The sequence below is a fragment of the Leptospira broomii serovar Hurstbridge str. 5399 genome, from assembly GCF_000243715.2.
In the GTDB taxonomy this organism is placed as follows: Bacteria; Spirochaetota; Leptospiria; order Leptospirales; family Leptospiraceae; genus Leptospira_B; species Leptospira_B broomii.
This window is the reverse complement of the sequence record NZ_AHMO02000008.1, coordinates 426,807-446,930: the sequence shown is the minus strand read 5'-3', so window position 1 is coordinate 446,930 and position 20,124 is coordinate 426,807. Positions and strand designations below refer to the sequence as shown.

The following is a 20,124-nucleotide window of genomic DNA, read 5'->3' as shown; positions in this document are numbered from 1 at the left end:
TTCCATTAGAGAATCATTTATAATTCTCTAATGGAATAACGAAAAACTATTTTGCGAACAATTCCCGGATCGTTTCGATTCGCTTTCTATTTACCCCCATATCCGAATAACCGAGTCGCGACGCGGAACGTACGTGAACGGTCTTTTGATCGGGCGCAAAAAAGAATTCCACATCGTCCACATAACGCATCGTAAACGAAGTAAATTCGGCATAAATGTAGTCGTTCTTTTCGGTAACGATTTCCGTTCTAGGCAGAGAGCGAATGACCTCTACTAATTTCTTTTTAGCTTCTTCAGGTTTGCTTTGATACACCAAAGGAGCGATCGAATGTTTTTCGTCCGTCGCAGGAATTTGGCTGGAAACGCAATTCGGGCTATTCGGGCAGGCAGCAAGCTTTCCGTCCTTTACTCCGATGTTTGTCGGGCGGGTACCGCTACAGCCAAGGGTAAGGATCGTAAGACAAGAGCCGATTAAAATCGCTGAAATAAATCGTGTCATGTCCGCTATGAAGCCCCTTAGCGATAAGGAATTCCATTCTTTTCCAAAAACTTCCAATCAGAACTTTAGCGATTTTTCGCGAATCGAAGATTGTTCGTCCTTTGTTAGCCGACATAATCATAAAAGGGAAGAAGATAATTAGATAAATAGATCAAGGAATTCGGCGAAATTTCGATCCTTATACTGCAAGGGGCAAAGTATGCAGATACGAACCGATCAATCTCCTCGGGAAGAAGTTAAGATAGCAAATTCGGAATCGAAGTCCGTGGCTACCGCTTCCGAAAAATCGCCCCAAGCCGGTCTTAATTTTATGGACTTAATGAAATCGATCCAACTACGGTCGCAACAAGCGTTGGAAGAAGGCCAAAAACCGGAAGGCGAAATTAAATCGAATCAACCTGAGATGAAGCCGTCGGAGGCGAGTCTTTTTGACGAGATAGAAGAAGAGCAAAAAGAAGATTCCGAAGTAGAACACGAAGATTCGGAAGAAGTCAGTTCCACGGAGGAACAAAAAGAATTCGCGGAAATCTATTCCATCCTAAATTCGTTTTCAGAATCCATCCAGGCTAAGGATACGCAACTTTCAAAGACGGCTAAGAATTTGGAAAATTCGGAAAAATCCGAAAAGATAAAGGAAGAGGATTCCGAACTGGACTGGGAATCCGAAACCGAGGAAGAACCTCCGTTTATCGTTCGAATGACGGCGTTCCTACAAAGCTTAGAGCCTAAAAAAGTAATTTCCTTCGACAAAGATGAAGAGATTCCTGCTGCTCAGCTCCAAGCGGCTCGTAAGGCGATTAAACCGCAAGTGAAAGAAGAGGCTCATGCAAAAGAATCGAAACAGGAACAGACAGATATTATAAGTTTAGCAAAGAGCGACGACAAAAAGAACTTAAAAGAAGTTCGTGCTCAAAGACCGACCGAAAAGGAAAGTCTGGAAGATGGGCTTAGAAATTTGGACGAGGTTCGTAAATTTTCCAAACCTGCCAACGAAGAAAAATCGCTTTCTCCATTGAGAGAGGTCAGTAAAGAAAATCCTACGTTAGATTCCGAAAACGTAAAAATCACCAGAGATAAGAAATCAGAATCTCTGTCTCAGATATCCAAGTCATTATCGATGAAAGTTCCGGCATCCGAAGATTCGTCCTCTAAAGGAGATTCTACGGGAAAAGATCGGCAAAATTCCGAATCTTCCTACCGCCAAGGAAACGAGACCACGTTTTCCTTATTAAAAGCGGGAATGGGAATGATGGAAAAGGAAGCTGCGGGCGTATCGGCTTCGTTTGACAAAGCTCGTTCAACGAATTCATCTTCCCTAGATAGAGGAGTCGTTCGGGAAAATTTTCAGAGGCTCGTGCAGAGTGCAAAGTTACATATCGTCGAGAACGGAAAATCGGAAGCGACCCTCAGATTGAATCCGCAGGAGCTCGGTCGAGTTTCATTGCGCATCAGCGTGGAAGATGATCGAGTTCAAGGACGCATATTCGTGGAATCGGAAGAAGTAAAAAGGATGTTTACGGGCGATCTGGAACAATTGAAGAAAGATTTTAAAGATCAAGGACTTGTCCTGGAGTCCTTACTAGTCGAAGTGGAGGAGTCAGGATTATTTTCTTTCTTCGATGGCGATTCCTCCGGTGCACGGGATCGGGAGACCGAAGGGTTATCGTTAGGTTCCAATCAAAAGAATCGAGATTCCGAATCACTTTCCCAACTTGACTCTACAGAAATTTCGCAAACCGCCGAAAAGAATACGGAGAGACGTTTAAACGTCTTAGTTTGAGGAAACTATAATGCCGGATACAAACGCTGTAAGCAGCGAAGCCTCACGTAGTCGTTATCTCGAAGGAGACAGAAGCTTCAATTTGAAGAACCACTTCGAGAAATTGGAGAAGGAAGAAAAGAGCGGACTCAAAGGTATCGAGATTCGTTCCACCGCAAAGGCATTAGGAAAAGATGATTTTCTTAAATTATTAATCACGCAATTATCATCACAGGACCCTACAAATCCGGTTAAGGATCAGGATTTCATCGCCCAGATGGCGCAATTCTCCTCGCTGGAACAGATGAATAATATTTCCCAAGGAATCGGGAAAATGACCAATCGTCAAAGCTTCTCCCTGGTCGGAAAAGTCGTCTCCGGGCCCGATTTTGTAACGGGAGAGAACGTAGTCGGATTGGCCGGGGCCCTCTTCTTTGACGGAGAAGGTAAGTCGTTCGTAAGAGTGAACGGTAGAACTGTCGAGATCGATGCGATCACTCTTATAACCGATCCGAGTGTGCTGAATCAGGCGGAATCGAGCTCAAAAGGCACACCGTCTTCCGCTCCTAACGGAAGCCAGACAACCTCGACCGTTCCCGCATCAAACGCTCCCTCCACCAATCAAGCGGTAGAAGAGGCTAAAGAAGAATGGAATTCCGGAGCTCCAGGCTGGAGCTTTCCTGGAAAGCCGAGTGAACGTAATTATGAATAAGATAGAAAGTATCGAGGTACAAACGCTATGATGAGATCTCTGTATTCGGGAGTTTCCGGTTTAAAAAACCACCAAGTCAGGATGGACGTGATCGGAAACAACATTTCCAACGTGAACACCCACGGTTTCAAAACGGAACGGGTAACGTTTCAGGATATGATTTCCCAGGAATTGCGAGGTGCCTCCGAACCGAAGGAAAATATCGGCGGGGTGAACCCGCAACAAGTGGGCCTCGGGGCTTTGATCGCTGCGATAGATAAGATTATGACGCAAGGCGCCTTGCAAACGACGGGAAAGAATACGGACGTGGCGATTTCCGGAGAAGGATTCTTTATCGTAAAGGACGGAGATAAGCAGTTCTATACGAGAGCCGGTGCGTTTAACCTGGATAAAAACGGATACTACGTAAATCCTGCCAACGGTTTGAAAGTTCAGGGATGGAATTCCCGTTTGGACGAAAAAGGGAATAAGTTCATCAATTCCTCCGGTTCGGTGGAAGATATTATCATTCCAGTATATTCTAAAGAACCTGCAAGAGCTACTTCAAAGATAGATTTTAAATCCAACTTGAACTCTTCGGTACCTGCCGTGCCGCCGGACGCGACTCCGGAGGAAATTTCCGCTTTTATCAACGATCCCGATCCGAAACAGAGACGCGGTCATGTGACTACGATCAAAGTGTTCGATGATCAGGGGGAACAGCGCGAACTGAAAATGGAATTCTACAAAGTCAGGGAAAATACTTGGAAAGGACGCGTGTCTTTAACTGACGCAACTCAGCTTTCCGTCGACGTAGCCGGAACCGGTGGACAGAACACGCAACTCCCGGGCAGTACCGAACTCGAATTCGGATTCACTCCGGACGGTAAAATCGTATATGTCTCCGACGGCGCCGATATGATGAATACCGGAAAATTAAACGCAAAAGTATCCTTTCGCCTTCCAGGAAATCCGCAGGTCCAAAGTTTCGATTTAGCGTTGGGTGAATCGGGCATGGTGGATGGAATTACCCAATTCTCTTCGGATTTTACGACCAAGGCCGTAAAACAAGACGGGTATACGATGGGTTACCTTGAATCTTTCTCCATAGATAATTCCGGAACGATTACCGGAGTTTATTCCAACGGCATCAAACAACCGCTAGCTAGAATTGCAACAGCGGTGTTTAATAACCCTGCCGGTCTGGATAAAGCGGGAGATACTATGTTTGCTTTTTCGAACAACTCCGGCGAACCATTGATCGGAGAGGCCGGAATCGCGGGGCGCGGGAAGATTAACGCCGGATTACTGGAAATGTCCAACGTGGACTTATCCGACCAATTTACCGATATGATAGTAACCCAAAGAGGATTCCAAGCGAATTCAAGAACGATCACTACAACGGATCAGATGTTGCAGGAAGTTTTAGGATTGAAACGTTAATTCGCCTAAACAACGATTAGACGAAGATTGCTAAGCGCTTCTTGCAAATTTTGCGGAAGCGCTTTTTATTTTGTTAAGTCTTTGCGGTTTTTTTCCCGTTTTTTCGATCTAATTTCTTAATGAGGAATGGAATGTGATCTAAGCCGCTCTTTTAGAGTATACTCAATCTCATGGATGTTCTTCTTTCCCTACGGAGTACGCCGAGTGAAGCGTAGAAAATTCTCCTTTTCATGAATATAGAAGCCTCGTAGGATGGGCCGTTAAGGAATGGAGTCCAAGTTTAAGCAATACATCGTAACGGATTATCGGCTCTTAGACCGTAGACTAAATATTCTCCGGAACAAACTGAATCCGGATATTATCTTTCTTCGGGACTTTTACGATTCTCCCGAAATTAGAGACGCGGAGCAATTCGTAAATATCGTCTTTTACATCTCTGCGCCTACGTTGGAAGAAGAACATCGACGCATTCGAGAACAGCTCCGTTTAAATCCTCTTATTCTCGCCCGTTTTATTCTGAATGCGGACCTCACTTACGAGGGTCATAAACAAACAGAAATCGAAGACGACCTTATTTTCGGAATTCTTCCGGACACTGCAACCGATCTTCATCTATGTAAGAATTTGGCGAATGCGTTCGTGCACTTACAAATGGTGACGGATCAATTCGATTTGCTGCACAGAATCAATACGGCAAAATACGAAATCAATCGACTCACTCGGATCGGAATCAGTCTTGCGAACGAGAAAGATTTCGATAAATTGCTAGGTGAAATTCTTTTCAGCGCCAGGGAGATTTGCAATGCGGATTCCGGTTCTTTGTATTTGGTGGAAAGAGACGAGATCAGCTATGTTAGGAGTTTACGCTTTAAAATTTCCGCTCTGAACGTAGGAGAGGAATTCCTGCTTCCGATCAATAAGGCTAGCATTGCGGGTTACGTTGCAGAAACCGGAAAAGTATTAAATCTTCCCGATGTTTATAATTTGCCGGAAGGAACCGAATTTACGTTTAACGGGAACTTCGACGTATTAACGAACTATCATACGAAATCGATGCTTGTCGTCCCGATGAAAGACCATCGAGGAGAAGTGGTCGGAGTCCTGCAACTAATCAATCGGAAACGCAATTTCAATCAAAAACTTACGGCAGAGCAAATGAAAGGGGAGGATGTCCAACCTTTCGATGATTATTCTTCACAGTTGGTTCTAGGCGTGGCCGGGCAGGCTGCCGTCGCGATTCAGAATAATTATCTTTTAAGGGAGATCGAAACCTTATTCGAGGGTTTTGTGACTGCTTCGGTGAATGCGATCGAGGCGAGGGACCCGACAACTAGCGGCCATTCTTTTCGAGTCGCCTTATTAACGGTCGGTCTAGCGGAGACAGTAGATCGTGCCAACTCCGGCAAGTATAAGGATATTAAATTCAGCAAAGAGCAGTTAAAAGAAATTCGATATGCTTCTCTTCTTCACGATTTCGGAAAGGTCGGAGTCCGGGAAAAAGTGCTCGTAAAAGCCAAAAAGCTGGAAGATTTGGAATTGCACGTAATCGATTGGCGTTTCCGTTTTTTGATCAAGGATTTGGAATCCAGATTTAATTTAAAGAAAGTTGAATATTTGAAACGACATGGGACCGTCGGGTTTGCGGATTTTGAGAAGTCCCTGGAATTCGAAAAGGCCGAAGAATTTAAGCGGCTTAATTCCATGCTTCAGATCATACGCCAATCTAACGAACCTTCCATATTAGAAGAAACGAATTCGCATTTCTTGGAAGAAATAGCTAAAATACAGTATACTACGACCGATGGGGAATCCATGGATTTACTTTCCCCCTATGAATTCGGATTTTTAACCATCAAGAAAGGATCGTTGGATTTCGACGAAAGAAAGGAAATTGAATCTCATGTGGAACACACGTTTCAATTCTTAAGTAAAATTCCTTGGACAAGCGATTTGAAGATGGTTCCGGCAATAGCTCACGCACACCACGAAAAACTGAACGGAAGCGGCTACCCGCGAGGCCTGTCGGGAGAAGATATTCCGGTGCAATCCAGGATTATGACCATTTCCGATATATTCGACGCGCTGACGGATAAGGATCGTCCGTATAAAAAAGCGGTACCTCTCGATAGAGCTTTAGATATTCTTGAAATGGAATCTAAGGACAACCACTTAGATAACGATTTGCTAAAGATGTTCATAGAGGCGAAAGTCTGGGAAAGGCTTTCCCATCATCCTCATCTGACTAAATAGTTTTCAAACTCTTCGAACGGGATTTTGAAAGAAGCTTTAGGGTTCCTCTTGCGCCCACTGCTGCACTAGGCTTAGGAAATGTTCTCCTCTCTCTTCAAAATTCTTATACTGATCGAAGCTGGCGCAGGCCGGGGAAAAAACGACTGATTGCAATCGTGCTCTTCCCGAGCGAATCGCAGTCTTGAGCCAGGAGAATGCCTCTCCTAAATCTTCCACCGTAACAAGGTGATCCCCTATAAGAGGAGAAATTTCGGCGGCCCAGGCCGCTCTCGCTTCTCCGAAAAGAATCACCCATCCGATACCTGATTTCAGGAATTGCTTCAAAGGTTCGAAAGATTCCGATTTCGGTCTTCCACCTAGAATTAGACAGGTCGTTTTCTTCTCCTTCCAGGTGCTCATACCGGCAAGCATACTATGAAGGTTTGTCGATTTAGAATCGTTTATAAAAGTTACGCCGGCGGCACGTCCCGCCTGCTGGAAGCGGTGCGGTAAACCCATAAAACCGGAAATCGCCTGCTGAATATTGACGGGATTTCCTCCTGCTGCTTCCGCAGCAAGAATGGAAGCGCTCAAATTTTCCAAATTATGGCCGCCGGGCAGAGGGAAGTTTTTTGCATCGTATTCGGCTTTCGCAGTCTGAATGATCCGTTCTTCGTCTAAAATTCTCGCATCATTTCCTTCTTCTCGACCGAACGTTCCGATCTTGCAAAGACAATTCATTTGTTGAATTCGTTCTCTGAATAGTTTGGAACTGACAATAAGAGTATGCTTCGAACTATTTTTATCGATGATTCTTGCTTTAGCTGCAAAATAGTTATCCAAAGTCCCGTGGCGTTCCAAATGATCCGGAGCCAGATTGAGAATTACGGAAACATCAAGCGATAGAGGTCCCGAATCTTCCAGCTGGTAACTCGAAAGCTCCAAAACCGATAGTGGAATCGGACCTAGGCAAAAATCGCTGAACGCGTGTCCGATATTTCCACCGGCCTGGGCTCCCGGAAAATCTTTCGATAGAAGATGGCATATCAACGCTGTCGTAGTGGACTTTCCGTCCGTTCCAGTTACTCCTATCAATTTGCCGAAAAAGAAAGCTCGAGCGAATTCCACTTCGGAGACAACAGGAATATAAAGAGAATGAGCCTGTTGAATAATCGGATGCTCCGGCGATAACCCGGGACTTTTGACAATTAAGGTCAACGGAAGTAGGGAAGTTAATGCAACGTCTTCACCTACGTACATCTCAGTGACGGAAGGTACAGGTTGGGAATTGCAGAGGATGGGAACGGCCTGCCTTTCTCGAAGGAGACGGAGTGCAGCCATTCCGGAAACACCTCCGCCCAGAACGAGGACTCTCTGGCCCATTAGGGAGGTAGGAAAATTTGCCATATGGGGGAACTTGGTTGACAGGCTATTTTTCGGACCTAGAATTGTCTCTAATTTATCGCTTAGGGTAGGTTCCCTTGCTGGATCATAAGGTACAGGACGGAGTTCTCATTGTTTACCTCAAGGGGCGTTTAGACGTCTCCATCGCCAACGAGGTCGAAGAAAATCTCAACGATCTCATCGACAACCAAGGACACACAAGAGTCATCTTGAATATGCAAGACGTCGACTATATGTCGTCTTCCGGATTTAGGGCTTGTATCTCGACTCTTAGGAAGTTGAATGCAAAGGAAGGCGCCCTAAAAATTTGCGGAATCAAACCCGCAGTAAAAAGAATTTTTGATGTAATTGAACTTACTTCTCTCTTCGATATTCGGGAGACGGAGGATGAAGCTCTAAAGTCGTTCCGCAGCTAATTGGATGGGGTTACATAGAGTTTTACGAGATATCCTCGAGACAAAAAAAAAGGAATTGGAGTCGATTCCCGAATACTCTCCGGCAAATTACGCCGGGCCCGGTCTATGGCAGTCCCTCCGCTCGCGAAAATTTTCCATCATCGCCGAATGTAAACGGAAAAGCCCGTCTGCGGGAACGATTCGGGATGCTTATGAGCCGGTCCAAATTGCGAAAACCTACGAAGAATGCGGAGCCTCGGGAATTTCTGTACTGACCGATGCCGATTACTTCGGCGGTTCTTTGGAGAATCTACGGCAGGTATCTGAAAAAGTAAATGTACCGGTTTTACGTAAAGATTTTATAATAGATGAGAGACAAGTAGTCGAAGCGAGAGAATACGGAGCCGGTGCGATACTTTTAATCGTAAGAATTTTGACTCCTGAGAAGCTCAAAAACCTTATTCTGGCTGCGCGAAGGTTTGGAATGGATGTCCTTACGGAAATTCATACGGAAGAAGAGGCGGAAATCGCGAGAGATGCAGGTGCGAATATCGTAGGAATCAATACCAGGGATTTGGATGATTTTTCGATTCATCAAGATCTAGTTCCTAATATTGCGAATAAACTTTCTCCTAATATAGTAAAAGTTGGAGAATCGGGAATAAAAAGTAAGCAGGATTTGGATGCATTTAGGCCGTACGTGGATGCCGCTCTGATCGGAACCTATTTTATGGAAAGGCCCGATATTCGAACCGCGTGGTTGGAACTATTTTAAATCGTTTTTACACGATTGTTTTAATTAGAAAAATAATATTTTTCTATTTCTCTTTGGAAAAAATAAATTGCCTAAGTTCTTTAGAAAGTATTAAGATGCGATTTCGCTTTTTAGCCCTTTTTTAGGAGAAAGTATTATGGCACTTGAAAGTTCGGACGGGATGTCCTCTTCGGAAGATATCGGCATATTCGGCCAACTCGGAGATTCGTTCAAAGGGATTCTCACCGGGATCGTATTGTTTCCCGCTTCTCTATTTCTCATCTACCAAATTGAGACTTGCGAACAGGCGAGTGCAGCACTCAAAGGCGCGGTACCTGCCGCCCAGGCACAGGCAGGATTACCTTCCTATGTTACCGGAACTTTGACGGCGGATTCTCTCGGCGGAGAATTCGTTAGATCGGGTCATTATATCTCTTATTCGCAGACTCCAGAAGTTTTTGCATGGACGGAAGAAGTGAAAGAAGAAGGAAGCGGTACAAGCAAAAAGAAAGTGCGCACTTGTAAATTAGAATGGACTTCCTCGCCTAAAAACCCCAGAAATTTCGAACTTGCAGGATGTAAATCAAAACCGTTCTATCAAGCGAGTCATGCTACAGTGGAAACTTTCGCTACCGGCGGAAAGGTAAAGGGAGAAGACGGGAAAGCATATTCAGTAAATTTAAAGGAAGTCGATTACACTAGTGAAGTACCTTCCGTCGTGCCGGAAGCCTCGCACCTTACCAAGGGAATTCTAAAAGACGAATATGTATATCTGAATGAGAAATGCTCGAAGGATGAACTGGAGGGTTGTGAACGGGTGAGCGTCGAAGTTCGTTCCGTTCCGACGGAAAGCATGACGTTTGTCGGCGCGGTGTCCGGCCATTCTATCGGAAAGTTTAAGAGTAAAGAAGATAATCTATTCTTAAATGCATCCGTGGGTGACTTTCAAAAAACGATGAAAGACATAGCGAACGACGATAAGATGATGAGATGGATCGGACGAGGAGTCAGTTTCGTACTTATTTGGGTGAGTTTGAATCTGCTTGTCGGGCCTTTGACGGCTTTATTAAGTTTCATTCCTCTCATCGGGGAATTCGGAAAGATGGCAATTTCTTTCGTACTCGGGATCGTTGCGTTCGTAGTCACTGCCATAACGATTCTACTCGTAAAGTTTTGGTATATTTGGTTGTTACTAGGACTTGTGGCGATCGGATACGGATTCTATAAGAAGAGGCAGGCAAAGCCGGCCTAATCTTTGTTAGATTAAGGCTTTGCTCAAGAAAACCGCTCTTTAAAATAGGGCGGTTTTTTTATATCGAGCGCTATTTAAAATTAGTAAACCTTCGTTTCCAAGACTGTTTTATAGGAAATCATAAACAGTACTTAAGGGCCACATTTGGAAATAAATTATTACATTTATATTTTCATTAAGACGAAAGAAAGTCCCTCATAAGTAAGAAAATGCGAAAATAATTGGGATATTTGAAACCTTAAAAAACTAATAAAAAAACGTTCGTTCGATAAAAAATTCGTGAAAATGATGAAAAAAATCGTTGTGTAGACAGTTGTAATGTGTACCAGTATAGCGACTGATACACGATTCGAACGATTGATATAAAAAAAAGATTTGAATAATTTCGATCTAAGTTGTATAAGCAGTAACGATCGGAGTTTTTTCAATAACGATTGTTCGATAAAGCGAATTGGTTTCTAATTGGAGACTATGGGGATGAAAATGCGAAGAAGTTTACTAGGATACCGCAGGAACGCCCAGGCGATTTCGACGAAATTATCCGGCTTTCTCCTTATTTTTTCGCTTATATTCGCCTTATTCGGAGCATGTTCGCATTCCGGTACTGAGAAGAACGGGATCGCAAAGTTTTATGATAACACCACCGCGTATACCGGTGTATCCCTCTTTACTTTCCTAAATCCTTTCCCTGTCGTTAAAAGTTTTTTTACAAATTTAGATCCTGTCGGATTCAATAAGGCGTTAGGCGATTCGCTTGCAAAAGCTCCTCAACCCGATAATTTGGGGACGTTACGCGCTGCTGAAGCGATGATGATACAAAGTCGTCCGGCAATGCAGACATTAGCATCCGGAGGAGCTGATTTAATCAATAAAATTCAAACGAATAATCCTGCTGCGTACAATGCCGTTCAACCGATTATCGAAAAAATTCGCCATTACCCTTCCCCGGTTGTTCGTAATTTGATTCCGATTAGCGCTCAGGCTCTACTGGACGAATACAATTCCAACTCGAATCTTCAGATCCAGCAGTCCATTACAACTACGGCAAACGATCTAAAAAAACAAACCACGGTAAACTTTCTGCAGAAAGCGGAGGATTTTCTTTACAAGGCCTTGACTGCGAACGCGAATTTTCGTTCCGGAGTTCAAGGATTGATGAACGGATTTTTTGCCCCGTCTGCAATCAATGATCCAACTCACGGCTTAAAGAACGGATTTATCAATATCGTATACGGCCTCGGTGATATGATGAATTTCCAAGCCGGATTCATGAATCAGACTTCACCTGCAACGACTCTTAAACAATTGATTCTAAATTTAGTGAAGTATTTCACGGTAGCGGTTCCGGGACAATCGACCACTTACAGTACGAACGCGGCGTATAACGCTCCGGGGGGAACATTGCATTCTTCCGAGTTGGGCGTTTTGTTTACCGATTTTTTCCAAGTCGTAAGGGATTTAGTCGTCCCATCTAAAAATCCCGCTCTAGGCGCGGGATATAGCGGCATCGATTTCTTAAAAGATTCCGCCACAAATTTAAATGCCCTGGGATTTCCGACTAGTCTTTTGTCTTCTTCCCCGTCAGGAGCGGGACCCATCGAGCAGTCCTTGGGTAATTTAATTCGGGTGGATGGTAACGGATTCGACCGGGCTTATAATGCGAATAGCGGGACAGTTTCCGCATTAGAGACGCTCTTTCTCATCCTATATCTGGCGGATAATTACGGATATACATGGAATCCGTCGGTTACGACCAATGACTGGATTACGGGTATGACCGGCGGGGAGATCACACTTGGGGACGGATTGTTCGCGATGATGTCCGTCATATCTTCGTCGGATTCATTCAACTTTAAGAATATTTCCGAGCAAAGCCGGACGAGCAATAACGTTTATCGGGACGGAGTCGTTTATCAAATCGGAATGAATTCGCGGGTTCTATCCTTAATGGAAGACGCGTCCCGCGGAGCTACCCAAGTTCCGAGCACCAATCCAATCGATTTATCCGCCAGCGCCGGCCCTTACGATAAAGTTTTTAACAAAACTTTGCCCTGGATGCTCGACTGGCTAGTCAAGGTAACTTATAAAGGATACGGTCCTTATTATAACGTGAATCGTAGGGACGGGGCCGGAAATTACCTTTCTCCCGACGGATCCATCGCGAGAAATTCCGATTTAAGCGAGAACAATTATAAACCCACTTGGAAGACGCATAGGTACGATATCCAACTTAATCCGAATTCCACCAATAAATGTATTTCTCTCGGAGGATACAACTCTGCGACAACATGTGCGACTCCTAACGGGACGGCCGGAGCAGGTCAATATACGATACCTGAAATCGCGAAGACGGACGTGCAGAGAGGAGTTTCTTCGGATGAAGAAGCATTTTACAAAAATCTACAATGGCTTTTATACGAAAAACGATTTGTCGTAGTTCTTCCGGTTCGCGCTAAACTTGCCGCTACCGTAGCGTTTGCAGAAGCCTTATTCGTGACCGCCGTAGGAAACGGTCTAGTCGGAATGTTGAATCTAAACGCAAATTGCGGTCCGCTTGCGACTGCATCTTCAGGTACATGCGGAAATTATAATGGTCAATGGAGAAGCACGACCGGGAATTCGCCTGATACGACTAAAATGCTGAAAGTTTACAGCGCAGTTCATCAAGATTTGCAATATTTTTCATCCGTTCCGGGCGACTCCGCGATGTTGGTAGAAGGGTGGGGATACGGAGCCGATGGCACAGGAGTTCCTGCGAGCAGCGGTAATATGGGACCCACCGTCGTTTATTCCGCTTTATGGTCTCTTTTGGTTCCTCAACCTACGATTAGCTACGGTTTGATCCCGCCGGTCATTTCCCAAAACGGTTATGTTCTACAGCTATTAGGCTTTTTACCTGCCGCTAGCACGGACACGAGTTCTTCCATTAACACGGCGACTACTTCGCCTGCGCCAGTGACTCCCGATTTATTCAATGCGAACGACACGGTATATTGGCCGTATAGAAATCGATTTACTCCGTTTGTGGCAGCATTAGCAAAATCAGTGTTAGATAGAGTTAGCGGTCAAACTACCGCAACTCCTCAGAATCCGGTCTCGATTTTATCCAGATTAGCGGAGCTTCTTTCCCGTCCGTACGCATTTTACGGGCCGGATACGACTGGCGGAGCCGTGACCAATCCGACTCCTCCCTCAATCTATCAAATTCGTATGAACGGTATCGCATACGGATTGAGAAACCCGAGCGGCGGAGTATCCGATTATCAACCGGACGATACATTCCGTTCTTTTCTAAGTATTCTGACCGAGAATACGAGACGCTTTCAGGACGGGATGCTGAACTTAATTAGCAAAACTAGATTGGTTTCGGGTTTAGCGCAATTCTTGGCTCAACTGGGCGACGCTTCGCATGCCGATTCCTTTGCTTTAATCGCTCCCGCATTAGAGAATATTATGGGAGAGACGCTTTTGATTTCCGAGTGCGCAGGTGCCACCGACGATACATCGTTCCAAACTCTCTGCCCGACAAAATTCGATATACAAGGCGGAGTAATTTATTGGTTCCGCGATCATATCGTGGAATATCCGAACCCACAATTATTCTGTAATCCGGATCCGACATTTGTTTGCGGAGGAGGCTCCACATACTTCGCTCCGAGATCGGCTAATATTTACGATTCCACATGGGACGATGTGAGTAATTTTGCGAGCAATATCAGAGACTATATGTCGAGCTCGTCCGGCTGGTCGGTCGTTAAATCCCTGGATTTTCTTCTGGATATGCTCATCAATATACAACCATCGTACGCTGATATCCAGAATACTTTGGATCTTTTAGCGTCCCTAGTTAACCATCCGAATCATACCGGAACCTATACTATCACAAACTTATTGACTCAAAGTTTGCCGCCGGTTTTGACCGCAATCGCACCGTACGGTAAAAATTTGTACGGAACCGGATACTATTTGGCCGTCCCAGGAGCGTTTTTCTCGTATCTTGAAACCAACGCATTTATGAATCCGAATTTTGCGGTCACGGATCTGTTTCAAGACTTTGAAAATTTATTAAATTCGCAATTGATTCAGACCCAGGCATACGACAATACGTCGTTCTTATTTTCCGCAGGGACCTTGATCGGCGAGCTTGCGGACATATACCAAAACGGAAGAAAGTTCAGTCCTGAAGGTTATTACTTTTATGATAACTGGAATACCGGTCAACCTACGTCGACTTATTTCGACGATTTGAATGTAATGTTTTCTTTGAGATGATGGATTAAAGAGGGAAGAGTATGGAACGCTTCAATATAAAAAAAGTCGGCTTCAAAAACCTCGGAATGTTCTTGTTCCTTATAGGGACTTTAACAATATCCTGTTCCGATTCCAAAAAGGGCTCGGGCGGTATGTTTGCATCTCTGCTATCTTCGTTCGGTATAGTTACCGATCAGGGAGGAAGTCTTCCGCAGGGAGTCAGCGGAAGTGTGTATTCGCCTTTGGATACTCCCGCTTCTTTACCCGCAAATTTCGGAGCCAACGGACCAAGCGCTATTTTGTTCGTGAGTTCTTTTCAAGGCGTAAACCGCTACAAAAGCTTGGAAATTCGATTTTCAAAATCTATGAGCCAAGCTGCCGTTCAATCGGACTTTTCGTTGGTGGATTCGCTTAACAATCCGCTGCCTGGTCCGGGTAAAGGCGGAGTCTTTCACTGGGCTTCGGGAACCAGACTGATCTTCGATCCGTACAGAGAATTAGCCCCTAACATGACTTATACATTTACTTTGACCGTAAATTCCCTTACTTCCAGCGGATTGGCGCTGATTCCATACCAAGTCCAATTTACTACCGAACCGGATTATTTTATCAATACGGCGGCGACTATCGGAGCTTATTCTAATGTTGCGTTAGGCTGGGGAAACACCAGCGGAAAAGATATTACATTTCCGACGAATGCCCATCTTTATGTAACCAGCAATTTTGCGAATCCCATCAGCGGCGCTAATCCGATCCAGTCGATCACTCTGAACCATATGGGTTCGACGGATCAGTATACGATATGTACCGGCACTTGCTCGATGTCTAGTCCTGTTGCGTCCAATTTGGACCTGATTGCAGATGCAAGGTTAAGTTCCACTCCAGGGCTATACGCATTTATTGGCGGGAATTCCTACTATTATCAAATCACCACTGCTACGGGAGAGATATTTAACAGATATTTTTCTTTTAACTACGGTCCGATAAACCCAAATCCGTATGGATTGCTTACCGGCGTCTCGACTACCGTAATGGATCAGGCACAATCGATGGCTTTGTTTGGTCAGATTCTGCAGAAGTTTGCCCATGCCGATTTCAAGGTAGCCAACCAAAGCTTTAACGATTTTGCGTCAACTCCTTCCACGAATAGTACTGCTACTTTATCGTCTCGTTGTATCAACTACTACTTAGGTTCCATCACTTATATCCGCAACTATGGCGATAATTCAGGTCAGTATGGGGACGGGTATTGCGGAGGAGATCCGAATGGCGGAGCGTTCAACGTGGTTGCGAGCGTTTTGGGTCTTGGAAATCTGCCAATGTATTTGGACGTCTTTATTCCAGGAATTAGTATCCCTCCGACTGCGCCGGATGGAACCACCAATATTACGGATTCCTTTTATGTTTTAGGTAATGGATCGATCGGTATCGATATTTACGGAGAGTATTCCGTCATCGATTTGGCGGTAATCGGGTTAACCCATGATTGCACGGTTTTAGCATGCTTAATCGGAAACGGACAGGATTTCTATTTTACCACTAATTCGACTGTAAACGGAAGCGGTCCTTATACTCCGAGACTTGCGAGAGCAAAGGCGACGACTTGGTTCGATTCGAGCGGAAACATCAACGTTCAAATCAATCGGTATACTAGTTCGAATAAATCTCCGAACGGAGTCTATCCTCTCGATCCGAACGATCCGATTACGGGTAACTTTTATGTTTCTCCTTGGTGGCAGAATTTGAATACGGCTTCGATGAGTCTCCAGGCTTCCACTAGCGGTCTCGGATCTTTCCTCGGGCCGATCACGAACATGATTGCTACAAATGCGGTTCCCCAAGTTACTCCGGCGATCACTCAATCGCTTTTATTGGATATCGTAGAGCGCGTGTCCGTCAATGCTTTGAATGCGGTTCTTCAATCTTTGAACAACCCGGGGTTGGAATTGGATCTTCCCAATTATCTTCCTGCACCCTTGGCTAATTTCCCCTTAGTTCTTTCGCTGCAAGTTTCTTCAGATGCGGCCGTGCAACAATCGGGTTCCAATAAAGGAATTGTCGCTTCGGCGAACATCGCTTTAGTCGCAAAACCGAGTAGCCGACTACTATCTTCGAATCCGAATTATCACGGCCAATACGCTGCGACCGGATTTGTAAGTACGGCGCCCACCGGAGCGGCGGGAGTTACTGCGATTCAGAACGCGAAGACGTACCTTTTTTCCCAGAGCAATGCAACTCCTGGATTGTTACTGGGCTTGAGCGCGGATACCGTGACGCAAGCGGCTTATAGTCTCTGGCAGAACGGAGCGTTTAACTTAGCGTTGAATGCTGCGTTTATCAACCAAATTCAAACCTATGCGGGAAACGGGGCGTTATTTCAGTTAACGAAAACGTTATTACAGGCATCGGCCATCATCAATATCCTGGCTCCGGGCTTCCCCAGTTTGACCGGCTTGAATCCTTCCAATTCAAGCCAAACGATCACGGTAAACGGTAATGACGGGGTGGAAATCGATCTTTGGGCGATCCATGCGCCGAACGGCAGTCTTAAACAAGTGCCTTCAGGATCCGCGATCCCTCAGCTTGAAGTGAATTTTACGGATCTTGAATTGAGAATTTACGGAGTTCCTGCAAGCGGGCCTAAATATTTGATCAATACTGCAAGAGCGAGTTTTAAGGCGCTTGGAACCATTAAGTTTACGCCCTTTATTCAACCGTCCGGTATTACAGGTTATAGCAATCTGAACGCTCTCAGCTTGATTATCGATCCTTCTACTATGTCTTACACTCTGGATATTTTGGAAGGAACTCAGTATAATCCGTTCGGAATCGATCCTCAGGGAGTTCTGACAGTTGTTAGCCCGCTGATTCCATCTTTGATTATTCCTCTTGTGAATAATATTTTAGGTCAGATCCCTCTTCCTTCTAAGGCAAGTTTAGCTACGTTGACAAATCCTTCGAATGCTACCCAGGTCTGTAATCTTAACACGACCACGGATAAGATTAAACTTTTGACTCAACCGATTCCGAGCACGCAGACGTATCCGTTCCTGTTCGCCGGCTTGCAATTTCAAGGAGCATACGCCGCTAATCCGGGAAATACCATCAGTTGTCCTTAATAAACGAAATCAGGCGGCTCCGCCGCCCGATTTTAAAAGAAGATTATAAAAAACTTAAGAAGCTATATATATTATGTTAGGGAGTAAAGTCCCTAACATTTTGCGTCTTTGTCACTTCGAAGCTCCATAGGTTTCGTCCATCGGGACCATTTGTTCATGAGTCCAACCTTGAGGAGTATGGCAGGAAAGACAGTTTTTGAGCGATATATTCTTTTTCATTAATTCTTTGAAAGGCGGAAATGCTTTGAATTTCACGATTATCCCTTCGTAAGAAGTTCTCTTGGGTCCGCCGCCCTCTCCCGGATAATATCCTCCGTTTCCTTTTTCCTGAATTCTTCCTTCCTCTTTTTCACCGTTTCCAGTCAGCGCGACTTTTCCTTCGCAAGTACAGAATCCCGAATCCTTGGATTTTGTTTCATAGAAAGCGGAAAAAGACGTTCCTCTAACACCTGCTGTGTTTGTAGGAGTCGAAACTTCGAATTTCTTTCCGTTCAACTTTACGACATGAAACCATGCGAATCCGTTTTGAACTTCAAGGTTCCCGTCCTTGGTATCGTTATGAAGTTTGGTCAGTTTCAATCTTGAATTCGGAAGAACGCGAAATTCGGAGCCTCGATATAATAAGGTGGCTTTCGAAGCGTTACCGGTGGAAAGAATGTCCCCTTCGTTAACCGCATCCCCTAATTTTAGCTGAGTCCAAGGACCGCTTCCGGACTTCTGAACTTGCACTTTACCTACGAGAAACGATGCTCTCGCATCCTTATCGCTTGTTCCTTGACTAAGGACGACTAAAGCTCCAAACGTCAACCCGAACGATATCGCTAAAAAGATTTTCCGTTTCATGTTCTATTATTCTCCATTAAAATTCCACGGTTGTCCAGAACGCCCACTCTTTACCAAGTTGTCCGTATGATGCGATCGGATTTCCAGTATTCGCAGAGAATTGTCCTAGGTAATCCGCCGAGGTTCGGACTGTTCCTGTTTGATCCACATATGTTTTTTCGCGCCCTCCGTTTACATCTCTGTTTCTCGTCTCGGAGTATCCAAAGGATAGTTTGATCGTCTCTGCAACGATCCATTCGATAAATACCGAACCTTTTCGATAAGATGCATGAGAGGAATATCCCGACGAGCCGCGGACAGGGCTGCCTGGAACTTGAGACCAGCCTACGGATTCGGGAACTCCAGGAAGTATTTCCGTGATCTTCGCACGATCAGCCGCTAAAACTCCGTCATGCCCGGAACCGCCCTCCATCCTTCCTATGATTCGAACGGATTCCCAACCGACGGCTAACCACGCATAGGCGGCCGTGCCGGTGGAGTCGACGCCCGGTGAAAGCGGCGGGGATAGCGGTTTGGCTCTGTCTACGATCGCTCCGCCGTATTGCTTCCGCCAAACCCAACCGAGTCCGAAATTGATTAATTTTCTCTTATCAAAATCCGTTTCTACCGCGTAAGAAGTGCTCTGCAGGGCGCGGATATCTTTTTGCAATATAGTGGCCGGATTATTATCGGTAGGTAAACAGGTTGTTCCTTTTCTACAATCGGTCCCCGCCGCACCGGCAAAATTAGCCTGTCTCGCAAAGAAGTGTATTCCGAACCGGGTATTTTCATCTATCTTAGGTTCATAAGATATTCTTGATGCAACGTCGATTGCGGAAGAGTCCGTATTTTGGCTCTGTCTGTATCCTTCTCCATTGGAGAATATTATCTGCGCCGAAATGGAATCCCATTTTCCGTTCGCTCCGACACCGATATCGGCAGGTGCCTGAGCAAATCCTAAACTTTCCAACGGCCCCTTATCCACATATCGCCATTGCCAATAGTTCTTCCATTGGGTATAAGTGTGAGGGAGTTCCTGCATTCCGAAAGTAAGGGAATAGGTCCCTAGATTCGTTTCCCATGTCTTTCTTATAAGTGCATGCCGGATGCCGAGAGTATAAGGATTCGATTTCGTTCCGCCATCGACTTTGGTATCAGCCGAAAACTGGCTGGCTCGAAGTAATTCCCCCCATAGCTCTAATCCAATTCCGGTTTCCTTCCATTCCTTATTAATCATCAATAAGGTCCAGGGTGTGGAAAAGCCGGTTTCGTCGTTCGGATATGCATTGGAAATCCCGGAAGCTTTATCTCTGAGTCGTTGTCCGTACGATCCCGAAACGACGCCGTTTACTTTTAGGCCGTAAAATCCGTCGGGTTCGTCTTTTTTGGTTGTTACAATTTCTTCAGCGCTCATCATAATCGGGATCGAGAAGGAGACGGCGATAAGAGTTAGCTTTGTAATGTTTCGAATTTTCAAGGAAGGCCCCCTGAGATTTCCCCACGCAA

The 20,124-nt window shown here is 45.1% G+C and carries 13 protein-coding genes; 9 read left to right on the top strand and 4 right to left on the bottom strand.

Annotated features, from left to right (window positions below):
- Positions 1-46: 46 nt before the first annotated feature.
- Positions 47-499: a DUF1499 domain-containing protein gene (locus tag LEP1GSC050_RS07370; RefSeq protein WP_010570597.1), complete on the bottom strand. Its 453-nt coding sequence runs from the start codon at positions 497-499 to the stop codon at positions 47-49.
- A 199-nt stretch (positions 500-698) separates the two neighbouring features.
- Here LEP1GSC050_RS07370 and LEP1GSC050_RS07365 point away from each other — a divergent pair, with 199 nt between their 5' ends.
- From LEP1GSC050_RS07365 to LEP1GSC050_RS07350, 4 genes are all read left to right on the top strand, one after another.
- The gene (locus LEP1GSC050_RS07365) at positions 699-2,279 is read left to right on the top strand and encodes a flagellar hook-length control protein FliK (RefSeq protein WP_010570596.1); all 1,581 of its coding nucleotides are present in this window, start codon (positions 699-701) and stop codon (positions 2,277-2,279) included.
- A 10-nt stretch (positions 2,280-2,289) separates the two neighbouring features.
- On the top strand, positions 2,290-2,970 hold the full coding sequence (locus LEP1GSC050_RS07360) for a flagellar hook capping FlgD N-terminal domain-containing protein (protein ID WP_010570595.1): 681 nt from the start codon (positions 2,290-2,292) through the stop codon (positions 2,968-2,970).
- 27 nt (positions 2,971-2,997) lie between these two features.
- Positions 2,998-4,392, top strand: a complete 1,395-nt coding sequence (gene flgE, locus LEP1GSC050_RS07355; protein WP_010413935.1) for a flagellar hook protein FlgE — start codon at positions 2,998-3,000, stop codon at positions 4,390-4,392.
- Positions 4,393-4,659: 267 nt separating this feature from the next.
- Positions 4,660-6,642: an HD domain-containing phosphohydrolase gene (locus LEP1GSC050_RS07350; protein ID WP_010570594.1), complete on the top strand. Its 1,983-nt coding sequence runs from the start codon at positions 4,660-4,662 to the stop codon at positions 6,640-6,642.
- A gap of 36 nt (positions 6,643-6,678) precedes the next feature.
- Here the strand turns inward: LEP1GSC050_RS07350 and murD are convergent, their stop codons facing one another.
- Positions 6,679-8,028 carry a UDP-N-acetylmuramoyl-L-alanine--D-glutamate ligase gene (gene murD, locus LEP1GSC050_RS07345; protein WP_010570593.1) on the bottom strand — a complete coding sequence of 450 codons (1,350 nt, stop codon included), beginning with the start codon at positions 8,026-8,028 and terminating at the stop codon, positions 6,679-6,681.
- Positions 8,029-8,102: 74 nt separating this feature from the next.
- Here murD and LEP1GSC050_RS07340 point away from each other — a divergent pair, with 74 nt between their 5' ends.
- The 5 genes from LEP1GSC050_RS07340 (at position 8,103) to LEP1GSC050_RS07320 (ending at position 17,796) form a co-directional block, all read left to right on the top strand.
- A complete protein-coding gene (locus LEP1GSC050_RS07340; protein ID WP_010570592.1) occupies positions 8,103-8,441 on the top strand; it encodes an STAS domain-containing protein in 339 nt (112 codons plus the stop codon).
- A 4-nt stretch (positions 8,442-8,445) separates the two neighbouring features.
- Entirely contained in the window at positions 8,446-9,195 is a 750-nt protein-coding gene (locus LEP1GSC050_RS07335; protein ID WP_020987542.1) for a beta/alpha barrel domain-containing protein, read from the top strand.
- Between the two features lie 136 nt (positions 9,196-9,331).
- Positions 9,332-10,426 (top strand): TMEM43 family protein, encoded by a 1,095-nt coding sequence (locus LEP1GSC050_RS07330; RefSeq protein ID WP_010570590.1) that lies wholly within the window; start codon positions 9,332-9,334, stop codon positions 10,424-10,426.
- A 483-nt stretch (positions 10,427-10,909) separates the two neighbouring features.
- Positions 10,910-14,698: a hypothetical protein gene (locus LEP1GSC050_RS07325; RefSeq protein WP_232225672.1), complete on the top strand. Its 3,789-nt coding sequence runs from the start codon at positions 10,910-10,912 to the stop codon at positions 14,696-14,698.
- 20 nt (positions 14,699-14,718) lie between these two features.
- Positions 14,719-17,796, top strand: a complete 3,078-nt coding sequence (locus tag LEP1GSC050_RS07320) for an Ig-like domain-containing protein (RefSeq protein ID WP_010570589.1) — start codon at positions 14,719-14,721, stop codon at positions 17,794-17,796.
- A 111-nt stretch (positions 17,797-17,907) separates the two neighbouring features.
- On the opposite strand, the gene LEP1GSC050_RS07315 is transcribed toward LEP1GSC050_RS07320, so the two are convergent.
- Together LEP1GSC050_RS07315 and LEP1GSC050_RS07310 are read right to left on the bottom strand one after the other, a co-directional pair.
- Positions 17,908-18,639 carry a FecR family protein gene (locus tag LEP1GSC050_RS07315; protein WP_010570588.1) on the bottom strand — a complete coding sequence of 244 codons (732 nt, stop codon included), beginning with the start codon at positions 18,637-18,639 and terminating at the stop codon, positions 17,908-17,910.
- A gap of 16 nt (positions 18,640-18,655) precedes the next feature.
- A complete protein-coding gene (locus tag LEP1GSC050_RS07310; protein WP_010570587.1) occupies positions 18,656-20,095 on the bottom strand; it encodes a hypothetical protein in 1,440 nt (479 codons plus the stop codon).
- Positions 20,096-20,124 lie beyond the last annotated feature (29 nt).